Source organism: Protofrankia sp. CiP1_Cm_nod1, assembly GCF_920888515.1.
Lineage (GTDB): Bacteria > Actinomycetota > Actinomycetes > Frankiales > Frankiaceae > Protofrankia.
The window spans coordinates 19,388-36,285 of sequence record NZ_CAKKTM010000454.1; the positions used below are offsets into that span (position 1 = coordinate 19,388).

The 16,898-nt window shown below is 71.1% G+C and carries 14 protein-coding genes; 4 read left to right on the forward strand and 10 right to left on the reverse strand.

The window, feature by feature from the left end:
• Positions 1-497, forward strand: a 497-nt coding sequence (locus NBX02_RS21175) for an ATP-binding protein (RefSeq protein WP_250292701.1), incomplete at its 5' end; no start/stop codon positions are given.
• Between the two features lie 57 nt (positions 498-554).
• Here NBX02_RS21175 and NBX02_RS21180 read toward each other — a convergent pair.
• Both NBX02_RS21180 and NBX02_RS21185 read right to left on the reverse strand, forming a co-directional pair.
• Entirely contained in the window at positions 555-1,529 is a 975-nt protein-coding gene (locus tag NBX02_RS21180) for an alpha/beta fold hydrolase (protein ID WP_445548564.1), read from the reverse strand.
• 364 nt (positions 1,530-1,893) lie between these two features.
• Entirely contained in the window at positions 1,894-2,904 is a 1,011-nt protein-coding gene (locus tag NBX02_RS21185; RefSeq protein WP_250292703.1) for a phytanoyl-CoA dioxygenase family protein, read from the reverse strand.
• 130 nt (positions 2,905-3,034) lie between these two features.
• Here NBX02_RS21185 and NBX02_RS21190 point away from each other — a divergent pair, with 130 nt between their 5' ends.
• Both NBX02_RS21190 and NBX02_RS21195 read left to right on the forward strand, forming a co-directional pair.
• Positions 3,035-3,307, forward strand: a complete 273-nt coding sequence (locus tag NBX02_RS21190; protein ID WP_250285000.1) for a hypothetical protein — start codon at positions 3,035-3,037, stop codon at positions 3,305-3,307.
• 56 nt (positions 3,308-3,363) lie between these two features.
• Positions 3,364-4,512, forward strand: coding sequence for an acyl-CoA dehydrogenase family protein (locus NBX02_RS21195; RefSeq protein ID WP_250292705.1), 1,149 nt, complete (start codon positions 3,364-3,366; stop codon positions 4,510-4,512).
• A gap of 59 nt (positions 4,513-4,571) precedes the next feature.
• On the opposite strand, the gene NBX02_RS21200 is transcribed toward NBX02_RS21195, so the two are convergent.
• The 8 genes from NBX02_RS21200 to NBX02_RS21235 form a co-directional block, all read right to left on the reverse strand.
• On the reverse strand, positions 4,572-5,255 hold the full coding sequence (locus tag NBX02_RS21200; RefSeq protein ID WP_250286940.1) for a TetR/AcrR family transcriptional regulator: 684 nt from the start codon (positions 5,253-5,255) through the stop codon (positions 4,572-4,574).
• 337 nt (positions 5,256-5,592) lie between these two features.
• The gene (locus NBX02_RS21205; RefSeq protein WP_250286942.1) at positions 5,593-7,545 is read right to left on the reverse strand and encodes a serine/threonine-protein kinase; all 1,953 of its coding nucleotides are present in this window, start codon (positions 7,543-7,545) and stop codon (positions 5,593-5,595) included.
• A gap of 181 nt (positions 7,546-7,726) precedes the next feature.
• Positions 7,727-8,758, reverse strand: coding sequence for a 2OG-Fe(II) oxygenase family protein (locus NBX02_RS21210; RefSeq protein ID WP_250286945.1), 1,032 nt, complete (start codon positions 8,756-8,758; stop codon positions 7,727-7,729).
• A gap of 158 nt (positions 8,759-8,916) precedes the next feature.
• On the reverse strand, positions 8,917-9,756 hold the full coding sequence (locus NBX02_RS21215; RefSeq protein WP_250292706.1) for a DUF427 domain-containing protein: 840 nt from the start codon (positions 9,754-9,756) through the stop codon (positions 8,917-8,919).
• Entirely contained in the window at positions 9,753-12,068 is a 2,316-nt protein-coding gene (locus NBX02_RS21220; RefSeq protein WP_250292708.1) for an ABC transporter ATP-binding protein, read from the reverse strand. Before NBX02_RS21220 ends, NBX02_RS21215 begins: the two co-directional genes overlap by 4 nt.
• Positions 12,065-12,997, reverse strand: a complete 933-nt coding sequence (locus tag NBX02_RS21225; protein ID WP_250292710.1) for an ABC transporter permease — start codon at positions 12,995-12,997, stop codon at positions 12,065-12,067. Before NBX02_RS21225 ends, NBX02_RS21220 begins: the two co-directional genes overlap by 4 nt.
• The gene (locus NBX02_RS21230; protein WP_250286594.1) at positions 12,994-13,953 is read right to left on the reverse strand and encodes an ABC transporter permease; all 960 of its coding nucleotides are present in this window, start codon (positions 13,951-13,953) and stop codon (positions 12,994-12,996) included. The genes NBX02_RS21225 and NBX02_RS21230 overlap by 4 nt, the downstream gene beginning before the upstream one ends.
• A 6-nt stretch (positions 13,954-13,959) precedes the next feature.
• Positions 13,960-15,579 (reverse strand): ABC transporter substrate-binding protein, encoded by a 1,620-nt coding sequence (locus NBX02_RS21235; protein ID WP_445548565.1) that lies wholly within the window; start codon positions 15,577-15,579, stop codon positions 13,960-13,962.
• 642 nt (positions 15,580-16,221) lie between these two features.
• On the opposite strand from NBX02_RS21235, the gene NBX02_RS21240 reads away from it, so the two are divergent.
• On the forward strand, positions 16,222-16,898 hold a 677-nt coding region (locus NBX02_RS21240; RefSeq protein WP_250286590.1), incomplete at its 3' end, for a CehA/McbA family metallohydrolase.

Genomic DNA, 16,898 nt, shown 5'->3' on the forward strand with positions numbered 1-16,898 from the left:
CCCTGTCCACGCCTGCCCCCACTCTCGAGACCACATGTGATCACATACTCGCTACTCTGCTGCCGGACCGGCCCGCCGCCGACGACGACGTCGCCGTCCTGCTCGCCCGCACCCACACCCTCACCGCCGGCCAGGTCGCCTCCTGGGACCTGCCCGCCGACCCCGCCGTCGTCGCCCACGCCCGCGCCCACACCATCCGCCAGCTCACCGCCTGGAACCTGCCCGACGTCATCCCCACCACCACCCTCGTCGTCAGCGAACTGGTCACCAACGCCATCCGCCACACCACCGGCCCCATCCACCTGCGCCTCATCCGCGACCGCGGCGCCCTCATCTGCGAGGTCTCCGACGCCAGCAGCACCGCCCCCCACCTGCGCCGCGCCCGCACCCTCGACGAGAACGGCCGCGGCCTGTTCCTCATCGCCCAGCTCACCCACCACTGGGGCACCCGCTACAACCGCACCGGCAAGAGCATCTGGGCCGAACAGCTCATCTGACACCGCGCAGTGGCCCGGTGCCCACGGCACGCTCACCGCATGAGGCCCACGGCGCGCTCACCGCGCGTCACGACGAGGGCGGGGGGCCGTGCCGAGGCCGAGACGCTGGCGGGAACGGACACGCCGGTCGAAGAAGTCGCGGACAGCCTGGTCGAAGACCGAGTTGTCGTCGCCGGCGACCATGTGATGGGCGTCGGCCACGTCGACATATTCGGCGTGGGGAACCAGCTCAAGGAAACGCCGGGCATCGTCGACGCTCAGTACGTCCGACCTGCCGCCGCGCACGAGCAGAGTCGGGATCCGCAGCGAGACGGCCGCCTCCTCGAGCCCGGGCATGACCACGTGCCCGCGCTGGGACAGCTGATTGCTGGTATCACGCAGAAAAGCGGGATCCCAGTGCCAGAACCACCGGCCGTCGACCCGGCGGAGGTTCTTGCGCAGGCCGCTGATGTTGCGCGGCCGGGGCCGTTGCGGGAGATAGGCCGCGACGGCGTCGGCGACCTCGTCCAGGGAGCCGTAGCCCTCCGGCCTGGCCGTCATGAACTCCCGGATGCGGTTCGTACCGGCGGCCTGCAGGAACGGTGAGACGTCGACCAGGACGACACCAGCCGCGAGATCGGGATGCTGCCTGAGAGCCGTCAGCGAGGCAATGCCGCCGAGGGATGCCCCGATGAGCACGGGCGCCCGCCCCGTCCACCGCACGGCCGCCACGACATCGGCGGCGAACCGGCTCAGGGGGTAGATCCCGTCGGGCGACCAGCCGCTGTCGCCGTGCCCGCGTAGATCGATGGTGAGCGCGTACCAGCCGTCACGGGCGAGCATACGGGCGGTCGTGCCCCAGGAATGACGGGTCTGGCCGCCGCCGTGCAGGAGCAGGACCGGGGCGGCGGCCGGGTCGCCGTAGGCATCGCCGACCAGCTCGACCCCGTCCGCGGGAATACGTATCGTCACCGGTTCGCCGGTGTCGGTGGTGACCCTGGCACAATCCGGCTCGTCACCCGTGGACGAAATCGATCGTGGGTCATTCTGCACGCCGTGTCTCCTACCGCACATGCCTGTCCGTGCTGACGTCATCAGGATACTGTTCGGCATCTCCGCGACCAGTGGGCAGGACAGGCCCTGATGTGAGCGATATGCGAGGAGCGGTCTTCGCAAGATTTTTCCGCACTTCTGGTGGAATCGCGCTCCACGCTGGATATTCCCGCTCCGGATACGCCGCCGGCCGCTGTTCCGACGCTCGGGCCCGGGCCGGTGAGAGCATCGCTGTAGAGCATCGCTGTTCGCCATGGTCCCGACGCCGCCGCGCGGTGGCCCGCGTACCGGTCCTTAAGCCGCTTCGTGACCGCTGTAGCAGCGCCACCGCGCCTGGAGCGGCACGGGGGAGGATGCCGAGCTCTCAGTTCCCGTCGTCGCCCGACCAGGGGATCGTCCAGCGGTGGTCAATGGTGTCGCCACGGCGGGCGAAGCGCAGATCGGTGGACAGCCGCATCACGTCCCCTGTGACGTCCAGGGACGCGTGGATGAGGTGCGAGTTGTGCAGGGTGATGTCGCCGGCCCTGCTGACGACGTGCATCCATCGCAGGCCCAGCTGGCTGGAGACCCAGAAGAGGTCGTGGCTGATCGGCCGGGGATCGCCCGGGCGGTCCGTCACCGCACGCAGGGGCGCCAGCTTCTCGCGGCTGAGCCGGTGCGACCCCTCCAGGTAGACCATGCCGCCGGTCTCGACCGAGCAGTCACCCAACGGTATCCACATCGTCACCAGGCGGTCGGAGCCCGCGTCGAGGTAGTCGAAGTCCGCATGGGCGCGGGTCGCGGTGAGCGACCCACGGTGGAAATGCCGGACAATATGCCGCGGCAGCAGAACCGCGGGGGCCTCCAGCAGTGTCTCGGCCAGGCGCAGCAGCTGCGGGTTCTTTATGAACCGGCTGAAAGCGGCTGAACGGACGAAGCTGTGGGCCGGATGGCCCGGCCAGCCGTGCGGCGGAAGGCCCGGCGGCAGCTGCCCGGAGAAAACACCGTGAACCGGCTCGGTCCCGGGCTTCAGGTAGACCGGGTCGAACCGGGAGAAATAGCCGGCCCGCAGCGCGCGGACCTCGTCCGGATCGAGCGCGCCGCGCAGGTGCAGATAGCCGTCCTCGTGGAACCGGCGCCGGAGCGCAACCGGATTGGACAGCAGCGGGGTGCTGTCACGCAGCAACGCGAAACGATCGCTGTCGAAAGGGATCGACAGCCCGTTGGAAGTCAGTCGCTTCGCGGTGACCGGCGTCCGCCGCAGACTGTCGTGCGCACCACGGGCCACCGGATCCGACGACGCATAATGCCGGTCACCTGCCTGGTCGATATAATTCACCCCAGAGATACCTGACGAATCCAGCGAAGCGCCGGTGACAATGGCGAGTTCCCCCACACCTGATCCTGACCTTTCTCGCATCGACGAGCGTGACAGCGAACCATGTGATTTTATGGGACGCGGCGCAGAACAACGCCCGAATTGGAGAACTCGGACGAAAGCAACATGTAGCCGCAGGTCAGCGGCGGTGGGTGTTATGGCATGGCGGCACCGGCATCATCCACACGGCAAGAACGCCGGAGCGGCCCCGTCGGCACCGGCGCCGTTGATTCATCCGCCGAACGACCGCTCGAACGACCGCTGGACGGACGCCCACCTGATGATCGACAGCGGGGCCCCGGCGGGCCCCGGCACCGAGCAGATGATCGCGGAAGCCGCTGCTTCCGGTTCGGTCTCCTACGGCTACGTCGACGGCGGAGACAGTCCACGGCAGCCGGGCCCACCTGCCGAAAAGGAATGAAGCAGTACTCTGGTACGACTTCGAGTATCGACTCTCCGAGTCGTCAGGAGGCCCGGATGCCCGCGGAACGTCAGCTGCCCTCGGACGAGGCGCGCGAACTGGTCGAACTCGCCAGCACGATCGCGGAGAAGGAGCTCGAGCCGCGGGTGGCCGAGTGGGAGGAGGCCGGCCGGTTCCCTCGCGACGCGTTCACCGTCCTGGGCCGGGCCGGGCTGCTCAGCCTGCCCTACCCCGAGGAGGCCGGCGGCGGCGGCCAGCCGTTCGAAGTGTACCTGCAGGTCCTGGAGGAGATCGCCTACCGGTGGGCGGCGGTCGCCGTCGGCGTCAGTGTGCACGCGCTGTCCTGCTACCCGCTGGCCATCGCCGGCAGCCCGGAACAACGCGCGACCCTGCTCCCGCGGCTGCTCGATGGCGACCTGCTGGGCGCCTACTGCCTGTCCGAGACGCACGCCGGCTCGGACCCGAGCGCGATGCGCACCCGCGCGGCCGCCACCACGGACGGCGGCTTCCTGCTGACCGGGACCAAGGCGTGGGTCACCCACGGCGGGGCGGCGGACTTCTACACCGTCTTCGCCCGCACCTCCGACGACCGCTCCGGCGGCATCTCCTGCTTCGTCGCCGACGCCACGAGCGACGGCCTGACCGCCCAGCCGCCGGAGCGGAAGATGGGGCTGCGGGGCTCCCCCACCGCCATCGTGAACTTCTCCGACGTCCGGCTGCCCGCCGACCGGCTGGTCGGACAGCCCGGGCAGGGGCTGTCGATCGCCCTGTCCGCGCTGGACTCCGGCCGTCTCGGGATCGCCGCCACCGCCGTCGGCCTGGCCCAGCGCGCCCTCGACGACGCGGTCGCCTACGCCCGGCAGCGCACGAGCTTCGGCAAACCGATCATCGAGCACCAGGGGCTCGGTTTCCTGCTCGCCGACATGGCCGCCGCCGTGGAGTCGGCACGCGCCACCACGCTCGCCGCCGCCCGCCGCCGCGACGCTGGGCTGCCGTTCTCCCGCCAGGCCAGCATCGCCAAACTGGTCGCCACCGACGCCGCCATGAAAGTCACCGAGGACGCCGTCCAGGTGTTCGGCGGTGCCGGCTACACCCACGACTATCCGGTCGAACGGTACATGCGCGAAGCCAAGGTCATGCAGATCTTCGAAGGCACCAACCAGATCCAGCGGCTGGTCATCAGCCGGCACCTCGCCTGCTCCTGACAGCTCCTCGCCCCGGCCCGGCACGCGCGCCCCGGCGGGCCGCCACTCCGTTCACACCGTCAGTCAGCCGGGCAGGCCGCTGGCCGTTCGGTCAGGCAAGGCTGTTCGGCGGCGTCCGCATCCGCGTCCGTATCCGCGTCCTGGACGATCCCGTGCAGCAGCAGTTTCGCCAGCTCGGCGTAGGCGTCGGCATCGGAGAGGCCGGTGACACCCGCGATCTCGCCCTGCTGAATGGCGACCATCGCAAGGGTCGCGACATGCCCGACAAAGGACGCGTGCACATCACGGAAAGCCCCGCCGGCCACCCCTTCGGCGACGAGCGTACGAATCCGCGCCGCCGCGACCCGCGTGTTGAGCTCGTAGACGTCGCGGGCCGGCGGGAAGGCTGCGAGATCCCGCCGGAAGGCCTCGGACGCCGGCTTCAGCTCCTCCGCCACGGCCGCCAGATAAGCGCCGACCCGCGCACCCGGATCCACGACCTCGGCCACCCGCCGCTCCACCTCGGCCGCGGCGGCACGGAAGAAGTGGACGACGACCGCGACGGCAAGCTGCTCCTTGCTGTGCGCCAGCGTGTAAAGGCTCGACTTCGAGCAGCGCAGCCGCGCGGCAAGATCAGCAAGTGTGAAGTGCGCGAACCCCTCACGCAGGAAAATCTCGACGAGCCGGTCGAACAGGTCGGACTGCCGAGACGTACGGCGGCTGCCGGAGCTCGGCCACGGATGGCCGTCGAGGGACACGGTCATGACCAGTACAACGTTACCGGCCCAGCGGACACGGCGGCCCGACGCGGCAGCACAGGACACCGGACACAGGAAGATCGCGACCGCCCCGAAGCCGTACCCGGCCGGCCCCGGATCGCGCGGGCAACGTCCGCCCGCCGCCGGACACACACGGAGCAACGGTCAGCTAATCATCAGCGGCCACGCCGGTGACGACATTCGTTGACAGGCTGCGAAAAAGATCGCCGTATGTTTGTTGCCATGTACGCCAGCCGGGCCGAAAAACGTACCGAACGACGAACTCGTCCGGATCGTGCCCGTACGGAAGCCCGCGGACAGCGTCCACGGCCCGGCCGGGATTCTATCGCTGGAAGTCTATTCGCTTCAGGCGGTTCGGGTAGATGCTGAAACGGCCCAGGTCGTTGGTGCCGAAGAAATCGCAGCCGGTTCCGATGCCACCCCGCGCCGTCTGGCCGGTGAGCAGGGTGACGACCAGGTCGGCCTTGCCGTTCGGGGTGAACTGCTCGTCCGAGCGCAGCACCTCTATGCTTCTCATTTTCTCGAACGGGATGTCCTGGCCGCTGGACAGCGTGATGCCGTGCCCCACGGAGATGCAGTAGGACAGTGTTTCGGCCCGTACCGAGGTGGCCACGCCGTCCGTCGCGGTCAGCACCGCGGTCGCCTCGGACCATGGCCTCGTCCCGGAGAGCGCCGACGGACTGGCGCCTCCGGCGGCTCCAGAAACGGCGTCGCCCGAAACCGATGAAACCGGCAAAGGTGATGATGCGGATGAGGCGGACGAATCCGATGAGCCTCTCGATGACGACGAAGCAGACGATCCTGGTGAGGACGGCGAAACAATCGGGCCGCGCGAGCCGGCCGCCCCTGCGCTCGCCAGCGAGGCTTCGCCGTCACCGGTGCCGGTGAGGGTGGCCAGGGAAACGACCGCGGCGATGACGGCGGCCAGCAGGAAAGCGGTCACGACCGCCCACCGCAGCCGGCGCCGAGGCCTACGGCCCCGGTCGCCATCACCAGGGGGTACGGCCGGCGGCTGGAAGGGCAACGTGCCTGGCAATGGCGGCTGTGCCTGGTGCGGCCAGGGCGGCTGCGTGCCCTGCGCGCCATAGCCGGCGCCGATACCTGTGCTGTCCGCGCCGGTATCGGCGCCACGGCCGGCTCTCAGGCGCGGCTCGTGGCCACGGGCCTGGTACGCGGGTGTCTCCTGCTTGTTGAGGACATCTGCCGCCGGCGGTGGCGTCGCGGGCCTGAAAGCGTCTGCCTTGTCGGAAGCACCTGCCGGTGGCGGGGCCGCCGCGGGCCTGAAGGCACCTGCCGGTGGCGGCGGCCCCGCGGGCCTGAAGGCGTCAGCCGGTGGCGGTGGCGCTGTGGGTACATACCTGGCCGTCGGCGGCACCCGCTCGCCGGGTGCCGGCACGTGGCCGGCGGCCTGACGGATGTCGTCGTCGAGGCGCAGCCGGATGCTGGAGCGGGTGGTCCAGCCCGGGCCGTAGGCGTCGGCGGCGGCATGGGCCAGCTCGAGGGCGAAGGCGTGGGCGGAGGGCTGGCGGGCGGCCGGATCCTTGGCCAGGGCGCGCAGGACGACCTCCGCGACCGGGGCGGGCACCCCTGTCGGCGACGCTGGGACGACGTCGAGGTGCTGCTGCCACAGCGCGCGCACCGGCAGCTTCGGGTCGAACGGCGCCGCGCCGGTCAGCAGGTGGTAGAGCACGACCCCCAGCGCGTACAGGTCGGTGGCCGGGCCCAGCCGGCCACCGGTGATCTGCTCGGGGGCCATGTAGGCGGGGGTGCCCACGAGCGCGCTGGCGGTGGCCGCCGTCCCTTCGACGATCTTCGCGATCCCGAAGTCGGTGACCTTCAGCAGGCCCGTGGTGTCGAAGAGCATGTTGTCGGTCTTGATGTCGCGGTGCAGCATCCCCTGGCCGTGCGCGCAGGACAACGCCGTGGCCACGGCCAGCCCGGCCGCGCAGGCGTCCTCGGGCGGCAGGCCCACCCGGCGGCGGGTCAGCGTCCCCCCGCCCAGCAGCTCCATGATAATCAGATGCAGGTCCACGGTCTCGACGTAGTCGTAGACCCGGACCACATGCGGGTGGTCGATACCGGCGAGCAGCCGCGCCTCGGCGGCGAAATCGGTGCCCGCGCCCTCCTGGGCCGCGGCCAGCACCTTGATGGCCACGGGCCGCTCCAGCCGGCGGTGCCGGCCCTCGATCACCAGCCCGAACGCGCCGGTACCGAGCTGGGTGCCCAGCTCGTAGGCGGGCAGCGCGGCGCCTATCCGCGCACGATCGACGATCACGGCTCGGCGTTCACCCCCGGACGGCACCAACTACCGCCCACCATCATGAAAACGTCCATATCCTCCGCACAAGCTGTTGCGATTCTAGCCACGCGACGTTGCATGACAGGCGGAAGGTCGTTGGCCCGACAGGCCAGGAAACACGCATCATCGGATCCGTTCGCCCCTCCCGCTGGGCGGTTCAGCGTCCGGCCGAGGTTTCCGCCAGCTCGGAGACGTACGGCCGGCCCTCCCGCCAGGCCGCTATCTGATCGGGACGGCCGTAGGTCCTGAGGTAGTCCTCGACCCCGTTCTCGGTGAGCTCGCCCAGCACCGCCGGTTCGAAGCCGGTGCCGTCCGCGCCGGCGAAGGCCGGCAGCGGCTCGAGCACGGTGTCGAGGCTCGGATGGTAGAAGATCCCGATGGACCGTCGGGTCACCGTGCCGCCGGCCACGACCCGGTGGCGGACGGGACGTAGCCGGCCGTTGGTCCAGCGGGTGAGGATCGTCCCCGAGAACACCTGCAGCGCGCCGGGCACGGCAGGCACCGGGATCCACCTTCCGTCGGGTAGCTGCACCTGCAGCCCGGTGTAGTCGCCGCTCTGGTGCAGGATCGTCACGGCCGAGGTGTCCGTGTGCTCCAGCAGCAGGAGTTTGTCCTCGTCGGAGGCGGTGTCCGGGTAGGTCCAGGTCGGGTAGTCGTTGACGACAAAGCTGGTGTAGTGGGGCTCGTCGTGCGGGAAGCCGCCGGCGGGCAGGCCGAGGATCCGCTCGTACAGGCCCAGCGCCCGCCGGGCCAGGCCGACGGCCGCGTCGATGTAGGCGAAGGTGACCTCGCGCAGGCCGGGGTCCTGCGGTGGCCAGACGTTGGCGTGCTCGTAGAGCCCGAGCCACCGCCGGCTGACCCCGGCAGCGGCGGCATCGGCCGGGTTGTCGAACTGGGCGATCGAGTACCGCTCGAGCTCCAGGCGGCCGAAGTCGTCGGGCCACTGGCGCCAGCCGCGGTAGGGATGCCCGGTGGGGCTGGCGAGCGTGGCCTTCTCGGCGCGGGGCAGCCGCAGGATGCGCCCGATCCGCCGCTCGAAGTCCTCGATCAGGTCCTGCGGGACGCCGTGGTTGACCACCTGGATCAGTCCGATGCTCTCGGCCGCGTCGCGGATCCGCCGCAGCAGGCCGGCGGGGGCGTCCTCGGCGAGGGCCGCCTGAAAGTCGATGACGGGAATCGTGTCGCTCATGGCGGATGTCCCTCCGGGGATGTCTCGGGGATTGCGGTGCCGGGATGTCGAGATCGGGAGCGAATTGTCAGGGCGAGGCGCGAACGGACCGTGGGATGAATAACAACAGATACGGGCAGATGCGGACAGATATGTGAAGTACGAGGCCGATACGCCGGTCAGGACCAGGGCGTGCTGGGGCGCGGCTGGCGGACACCGTCTACGGTCAGGTCGACCCGCTCGTTGAAGAACGCGACAAGACCAGCGATCTTCGGGATCTCTGGAATGGATTCGGCGTAGCTCCACGCGATGTCGTCGATCCGCGTACCGTCCGGTCTCTCGTGAGACCAGTACCGCGCTTCGCCCTTGTACGGGCAGCGGGTGCGGGTCGGTGCCGGTGTCAGCCGGTCCCATCGCACGTCGAGCTTGGGCAGGTAGTAACGGATCGGCAGCCCGGTCTCGAAGAGCAGGGTCGGATGGTGGGTGTCGGCCAACAGCTCGCCGCCGACACGGACCTCGACGTGCCGCGACGAGGGCAGCGCGTCGACACGCTTGTAGGGGTCGCGGGGGTGGACGAAGACCTCCTCGTCCTCCTCGTACCAGGCATCGGCCCTGTCCCAGTAGAAGGCGACATGGTCGGCGAGCTCGGCCGCCTCGGGGATCGGATCCGGGTAGGCCCAGACCGCGTTCTCAGCACTCCGATCACCGACGGTGATGGTGAAGTAGGACGCGTCGCCCTTGCGCGGGCAGCGCGTGTGGTGGTCGGTGGGGGTGAGCAGGTCGAACCGGACGTCCGCGCGCGGGAAGTAGTACACCGGCAGGTGCCCGGTCTCGAAGACGTACAGCGTCCGGGTGCTGTCCGCGATCACCTGCCCGTTGAAGAGCACCCGGATCCGCCGGCCGTTCGGCTCGGTCCGCACGGGGCGCAGGTCGCGCGGCCGCAGCGAGAAAGGATCCCGCTCACCTGTCTCGGTCGCGATGGAGCCGGTTGATGTTCCGGTCGATGTCGTGCCGCTCATGTTCGGACTCCCTTTCCGTTTGTCGATGTCGTTGTGCCGGTGCCGGTGCCGGCCGGGCTCGCCGACGTCTCCGCGGCGACAGGGCGTCCGGACGTCACGCTCTCTCCTGCCGCGGCTGGCAGTACCCGCGTAACCCGCGTACCTGACCCGGCGAGCGGTGTCGACGCAGCCCTGGGCAGATCAGACGGCTCGAGGTGGCAACGCACCGTGTGCGCAGGCGCTCCGACCGGCCCGGACAGCAGCCGGACGGGAGGAGCCACCCGATCACACAGGCCGTCCAGCCGGTGGGGGCAGGTCCAGGCGAACCGGCAGCCGGCCCGCCCCACCGAATCCGGACGGCCAGACACCTGGCCCGGCACACCGTCCCCGGTCAGGCTGTCGGTGTACGGATGGTGCGGGCCGGACAGCACGGCGGAGGTGGGACCGACCTCGACAATCTGCCCCTGGTACAGGACGGCCAACCGGTCCGCCAGGTAGCCCACGACGGCCAGGTCGTGGGAGATGAACAGGTAGGAGACGCCGCCGGTGTCCCGCGCGGCCGCCAGCAGCTCCAGCACAGCGGCCTGGACGCTCACGTCCAGCGCTGACACCGGTTCGTCGCAGACGACCAGTTCGGGTTCGCCGGCGAAGGCCCGGCCGATGGCCACCCGCTGTTTCTGCCCGCCGGACAGCCGGGCGGTCCGCAGCGGCAGGAGGCGAGGGCCGAGCTGGACCCGGCCGGCAAGGTCGGTGACCGTACCCGATCCGCGCAGCGTCACCAACGCCCGGCGCAGCACGGTGGACACGGAGTGTCGCGGGTTGAGGGTGGTGTCGGGATCCTGGAAGACCATCTGCACCCGGCGGCGGTCTTCGGCGGACCGACGTGACAGCCGGGACGGCAGGAGGTGTCCGGCGAGCCGGAGCTCCCCCGGGCCATCGGGCCCGAGACCCACCAGCGCCCGGGCGAGGGTGCTCTTGCCGCTGCCGGATTCGCCGACGAGGCCGAGCACCTCGCCGTAGGCGATGTCGAGGTCGATCCCGTCCAGCACCGGCGTCCGGCCGTAGCCGCGGGAGAGCCCCCGCACGGACAGCAGCCCCGGCCGCAGCCCCGGGCCCGCGCGGTCCACTTCAGTGGTCTGCTCGGGAAGACGCGGCGTCGGGCCGCGGCCACTGTGGTGGCAGCGCACCAGGTGCCCGTCCGGGCGCACGTCCAACCGCCGCTCCGGGAGCCCGTCCGGCGGGACTCCGGTAGCGGAGGCAGCGACGGCGGGGACGGCAGGGAGAGCAGGGAGAGCAGGGACGGCGGGGACGGCGGGGACGGGGACGAGCGACGGCTCCCGGGTGCGGCAGGTCTGGTCGACGAGCGCGCAGCGGTCCGCGAACGCGCAGCCGCCCGGACGTTCGCTGGGGGCCGGCGGCTGGCCCGGCACCGCCAGCAGCCTGCGCTCCCGGCGGGTGACCCCGACCACGGGGGCCGCCGCGACCAGGCCGGCGGTGTAGGGATGCCGCGGCGCGGTGAGCAGCTCGGCCGCCCGGCCCTCCTCGACCAGGCGTCCCGCGTAGAGGACCCCCATCCGGTCGCAGCGGCGGGCGACAAGCGCGAGGTCGTGGCTGATGAGCACGACGGCGGCATTGATCTCCCGCCGCAACGCCTGCAGGAGGTCGAGGATCTCGCGTGCCACCGCCGCGTCCAGGCCGGTGGTCGGCTCGTCGAGGACGAGCAGCCGCGGACGCGACGCGAGCGCCGCCGCGATGCCAACCCGCTGCTGCTGCCCGCCCGACAGCTGGTGCGGCCATCGCCGCGCGATCACGGCCGGCTCGGGCAGGCGCACCGCCGCCAGCAGCTCCAGCGCCCGCAGGCGGGCCGCGGCACGCGACAGCCCCTGCAACCGGCAGGCCTCGGCCACCTGCGCGCCGACGCGGGCCGTCGGGTCCAGGCTGCTGGTGGCACCCTGGTGGACCATGGCGAACGCGGTCGCCCGCCACCGGCGCCGGTCCCGTTCCGGCAGGCCGCCGACGTCGACGCCGTCCAGGTGGATGCTGCCGTGCTCGACCCGGCCGCCGTCGGGCAGGACACCGGCCAGCGCCGCCGCCAGGGTGCTCTTGCCGGATCCGGACTCCCCCACCAGCCCGTAGCTTTCACCGGGACGCACCCGCAGGCTCACGCCGTCCACGGCGGCCACCCGCGCGCCCGACGCCGGGTAGCTCACGCTCAGCCCGTCGACGACGAGCCCCCCGGGCGTGCCCGGCCCGGTCACGCCCGCCGGTGTGCCGCCGACCGCGCCACCGACCGCCAGCCCGCTCACCGCGCCGCCGACCATCGGCCCGTTCACCGCGCCGCCACCTGTTCCCGCAGGTTGTCCGCGACCAGGGCGACGCCGATGACGAGGCTTGCGACGGCGAGCGCCGGGAAGAGCACCGTCCACCAGGCGTGCTGGAGGAAGACCCGGCTGTCCGCCACGGAGGCGCCCCACTCCGGGGAGCCCGGCGGCTGGCCGAGCCCGAGGAACGACAGGGTCGCGGCGGCGAAGACCGCGTCACCGAGCCGGGACGTCGCCTCCACCAGCACGGTTCCGGCGACGTTGGGTAGCACCTCGCGGCCCAGCAGGGACGGGAACGGCTCACCGCGCAGCCGCGCCGCCTCGACATAGGGCTTCTCCCGCTCGACCAGCGCCGCAGCCCGCACACTGCGAGTAACAATCGGCACGAAGAACACTCCAATAACGACGATCAGGGCGGTGGTGGACCTGCCCACCAGCGCCGCCACGACCACCACCCCGACCAGGCTCGGGAAGACCGCGAGCGCGTCGACGACCCGCATGACGATCTCGTCCAGCAGGCCCCGCCGGACGCCGCACACCAGCCCGAGCAGGCTGCCGGCGGCCACCCCGGCCGCGGCCGCCAGCGGAGCGACCTCCAGCACGGGACGGGCACCGGCCAGCACCCGCGCCAGCACGTCCCGTCCGAACTGGTCGGTGCCGAACAGGTGGCCCCAGCCCGGCGGACGGAACCGCTCGGCCGGATGCTGGGTCATCGGGTCGGCGGGGACGAGATGCGGCCAGAACGCCGCGACGACGGCCCATCCGAGGAGCAGGACCGCGCCCGCCACGAACGACGGCCGGCGCACCAGCCGCCGGACGACCCGTGGCCCGCGGGCCACGGCGGCGACCGACGGCGCCCCGGCGTCGACGACGCTCCCTGGACTCCCTGCGCCTCCTGGGATCCCAGGGCTCACCTGGCCCACCGGGCTCGCCTGGCTCACTGGTGAGCCACCTTCCCGACCCGGATCCGCGGGTCGAGCAGCGCGTACACGACGTCCGCGACGACGTAGACGAGCATGCCCACCGCGCCGAGGACGATCGCGGTGGCCTGCAGGGTCGGCACGTCCTTGCTGGTCGCGGACGTCAGCAGCAGGTCGCCGATGCCCTGGTAGCCGAACAGCAGCTCGACGGTGACCAGCCCGGCGAGCAGGAACTGCAGCTGGACGGCGAGCGCGCTCGTCGCCGGGACCAGGCAGTTGCGCAGCACGTGCCTGCGCACGAGCTGCCCCTCGGGCAGGCCGCGCACCCGCATCGCCCGGATGAACGGGCTGGACAGCGTAGCGGCGGTGCTGGCCCGCACGTGCCGGGCGACGTAGCCGGCACACAGCAGGACCAGCGAGATCGCCGGCAGCAGCAGATGTTCCACCCGGGTCGCCAGCCCCGCTCCCGGGGGCGCCTGGGCCGAGGAGGGCAGCCAGTGCAGCTGGACGCTGAAGACCACCAGCAGCACGACCCCGGTGACGAACTCCGGTGTGGCCCCGAGGCTCAGGCCGGTCACGCTGAGAACCCGGTCGAGCGGGCGCCCCTCCCGCAGCCCCGCGGCGAGGCCGAGCGCCAGCGCGAACGGCACGAGCAGCGCGAAGGCGAGCAGGGCCAGCAGCAGGCTCTGGCCCAGCCGGCCCATCGTCAGTGGCCGGACCGCCACCCCGAGCGTGTAGGACTGTCCCCAGTCACCGGTGACGAACCCGCCCAGCCAGTGCAGGTACCGGCTGGGCAGCGGCTGGTCCAGCCGCAGCTGGTGGCGCAGCGCGTCCACGGAGGCCTGGCTCGCTTCCGGGCCGAGCACGACCCGGGCGACGTCGCCGGGGATCAGCTCGGTCGCGACGAACACCAGCAGGCTGACCGCCAGCAGCGTGACCGGGATCGTCAGCAGCCGTCTGACCAGGAAACGCGCCACACCCGATCAGGCCCTGGTCACGGTCGTCAGGTCCAGGAACGCCGACGGGTGCGCCCGCAGCCCCCTGATCCGGTCGGTCCGGTAGGCGCGGACCGCGCCGTTCCACACGCTGACGATGACCGGCACGTCCTCGTTGAGCGCCCGCGCGATGATTTCCGCCTGTTTCTTCCGTTCGGCCGGGTCGGTGGCCGCGTCGTAGGCGGTGGCCGCCGCGTCCACGGCCGGGTTGGCGTATTTGGAGCCGTTCCACACCCCCTGGCTCTTCACCATCGGGATGATGAACTGGCTCGCCGTGGGCCGGCCCGCCCAGCCGACAAGGTTCGCGGTTGTGAACAGCCACGGGGTGTCGGTGGTCTGGTCGCCCCCGTAGAACGCCCCGGAGGTCTGCTGGTCGAGGTCCACGGTGATGCCGACCTGTTTGAGCTGGTCCTGGATGACCAGCGCGTAGGACCTGTTCGGCGGGTCGAAGCTGAGGGTGAAACGCAGGTTGTCCACGCCCGCGGCGGCCAGCAGCGACCTGACCTTCGCCTCGTCCCTGGCGCGCTGCTGGAGATCGGTCGGCGCGCTGGCGAACGAGGGCGCGAAGAGATGGTCGTTGCCCAGGACACCGGCCCCGTCGCGCACGCTGGTCAGCACCCCCGGCCGGTCCAGGGCGTACGCGACCGCCTGGCGGACCTCCTTCCGCGTGAACGGCGGCCTGTCGACGCGCAGCGTGAACGCGGTCAGGCCGGTGCTGTTCACCTTGTCGACGGCGATGGAGCCGCCGCCCGCGACCGGGCCCACCAGGCTGGCATCCGACAGGATCTGCCCGTCGACGGCACCGCTCTGCAACGCGAGCAGATCGGCCTGCTCGTCCTTGTAGAAAGCCACCCGGACGCCGTCGAGATACGGCTTCCCGGAATCCCAGTACCTCGGGTTACGGGTGAACGACGCGCCCGTGCCGCTGTCATAGGAGTTCAGCAGGAACGGGCCTGTGCCGATCGCCTTCTGGGCGAACGTGCCCACCTGGTAGTCCGGCTTCAGGATGAGCGCGTTGTAGTTGCCGGCGGACACCAGATAGGGAAACTCCGAGAACGGCCGCTCGAGGCGGAACACGACCGTGTCGGAGCCCGCCAGCGAGACACCGCCGGCCTTGAGCACCGTGTCGAACGCCGACAGCGCCGCGGACTTGTTCGCGGGATCGAGCAGACGGTCGAACGACGCCTTCACCGTGGCCGCGTCCAAAGGTGTGCCGTCGGAGAAGAGGACTCCCTGACGGATGGTGAACGACCAGGTCCGGCCCGCCTCCGACGACGTCCACGCGGTCGCCAGCCGGGGTTGCAGCTGGAAGTCGGAGTCCAGCCAGATCAGGTAGTCGGCGACGAGCTGGACCAGGGCGATCGCGGTGCCGTCGTACATCGTCACCGGATCCAGCGCGGTCGGCGGCGGCGGAGCGCTCAGGGTGACGGTGCCTCCCCGCTTCCCGCCCGCGGTCGAGGACGCCGAGGAGTCGGCGGCGTCCGCGTCACCCGTCGAACCGCCGCACGCCGCGAGGAGCGCGGCAAGCCCACCGGCGCCGGTACCGGCCAGCAGGCCGCGTCGGGTCAGCAGCGCCCGCACCGGATGTTCGGCGGACGCCGCCGCCATCCCGGCTGTTCCGGTCGTCTGAATCGGCTTGGCCGGCTGGACCGGCGCTGTCGGCTGAACCGGCGCTGTCGTCTGAACCGGCGCTGTCGTCTGAACCGGCATTGTCCGGGTCGGCGATTTTCTCACGAGGGTCGGCGTCCTTTGTGGAAGGGTGGGTGAAGCGCAGCGGATCAGGACCTGTGCCACGAACCCCCGTGTCCGGCGGCGGCCTGCGTAAATGACCATGTGACTCGGGTGCGGCGAGAGGCACAGGGGAGACGGTGGAACGCGCGGTGCTTGCAGACGGTGAACCGCCGGGCCTGCGCAGACGGGGCCGTACAGGCGGCAGCCGATCAGCCGCGGTAACAGCGCCCGCAGATCATCCGCATGAGGTCGATGTGTATCCGAGCGACCAGGAGAACTGTTCTCCACACACCACCAACGGCACCATGACCATCCCAACCAGTCAAGTGGGCAATACCTGCCAGCGACCCACCGGATTCGCGAATACGGGCAAAAATGGATAAGATTGGACGCGGATGCGGCAGGATCGTCCGGCCACGCCCCACCCAAGCCGCAGACGGCCCAGCCTGTACGGCCTGACGGCAGCCTGGGGGCGGAGTCTCGGCAAACGACCAGTTGCCCGTAGTCCAGGGAGTACCCGTGATCGACCTGCCGTTCCACCGGCCCGGCCGCTTCTGGCGGGGCAATCTCCACACCCACTCGGACCGGTCCGACGGGGCACTGCCGCCGGCGGAGATCGGGCGCCGCTACCGGGAGGCCGGCTATGACTTCCTGGCCATCACCGATCACTTCCGGGCCAGGTACGGATTCCCGCTGACAGACACCCGGCCGTTGCGCACCCCCGGATTCACCACACTGTTGGGCGCGGAGCTGCATGCCCCGCGCACCGAGTTCTCCTCGGAGTGGCACATCGTCGCCGTGGGGGTGCCACTCGGCTTCCCACCTCCCGAGCCCGGCGAGAGCGGACCGCACCTGGCCCGCCGGGCCCGGGCCGCGGGCGCGTTCATCGGCATGGCCCACCCCGCGGCTTCGCTGCTCACCCTCGCCGACGCCGAAAGCCTGGACGCGGCCCACGCGGTCGAGGTCTACAACGCACTCTCGGCCCGCGAGGACCGGGGCGACAGCTGGCATCTGACCGACATCCTGCTCAACCGGGGGCACCGGCTTGGCGCCTACGCCGCCGACGACGCGCACTTCCAGCCCCAGGACCCGCCGGGCTGTGCGGCCTGGGTCCAGGTACGCGCCGACACCCTCACCCCGGAAGCGCTCCTCGCGGCCCTCAAGGCCGGCCACTACTACTCGAGCACCGGACCCGA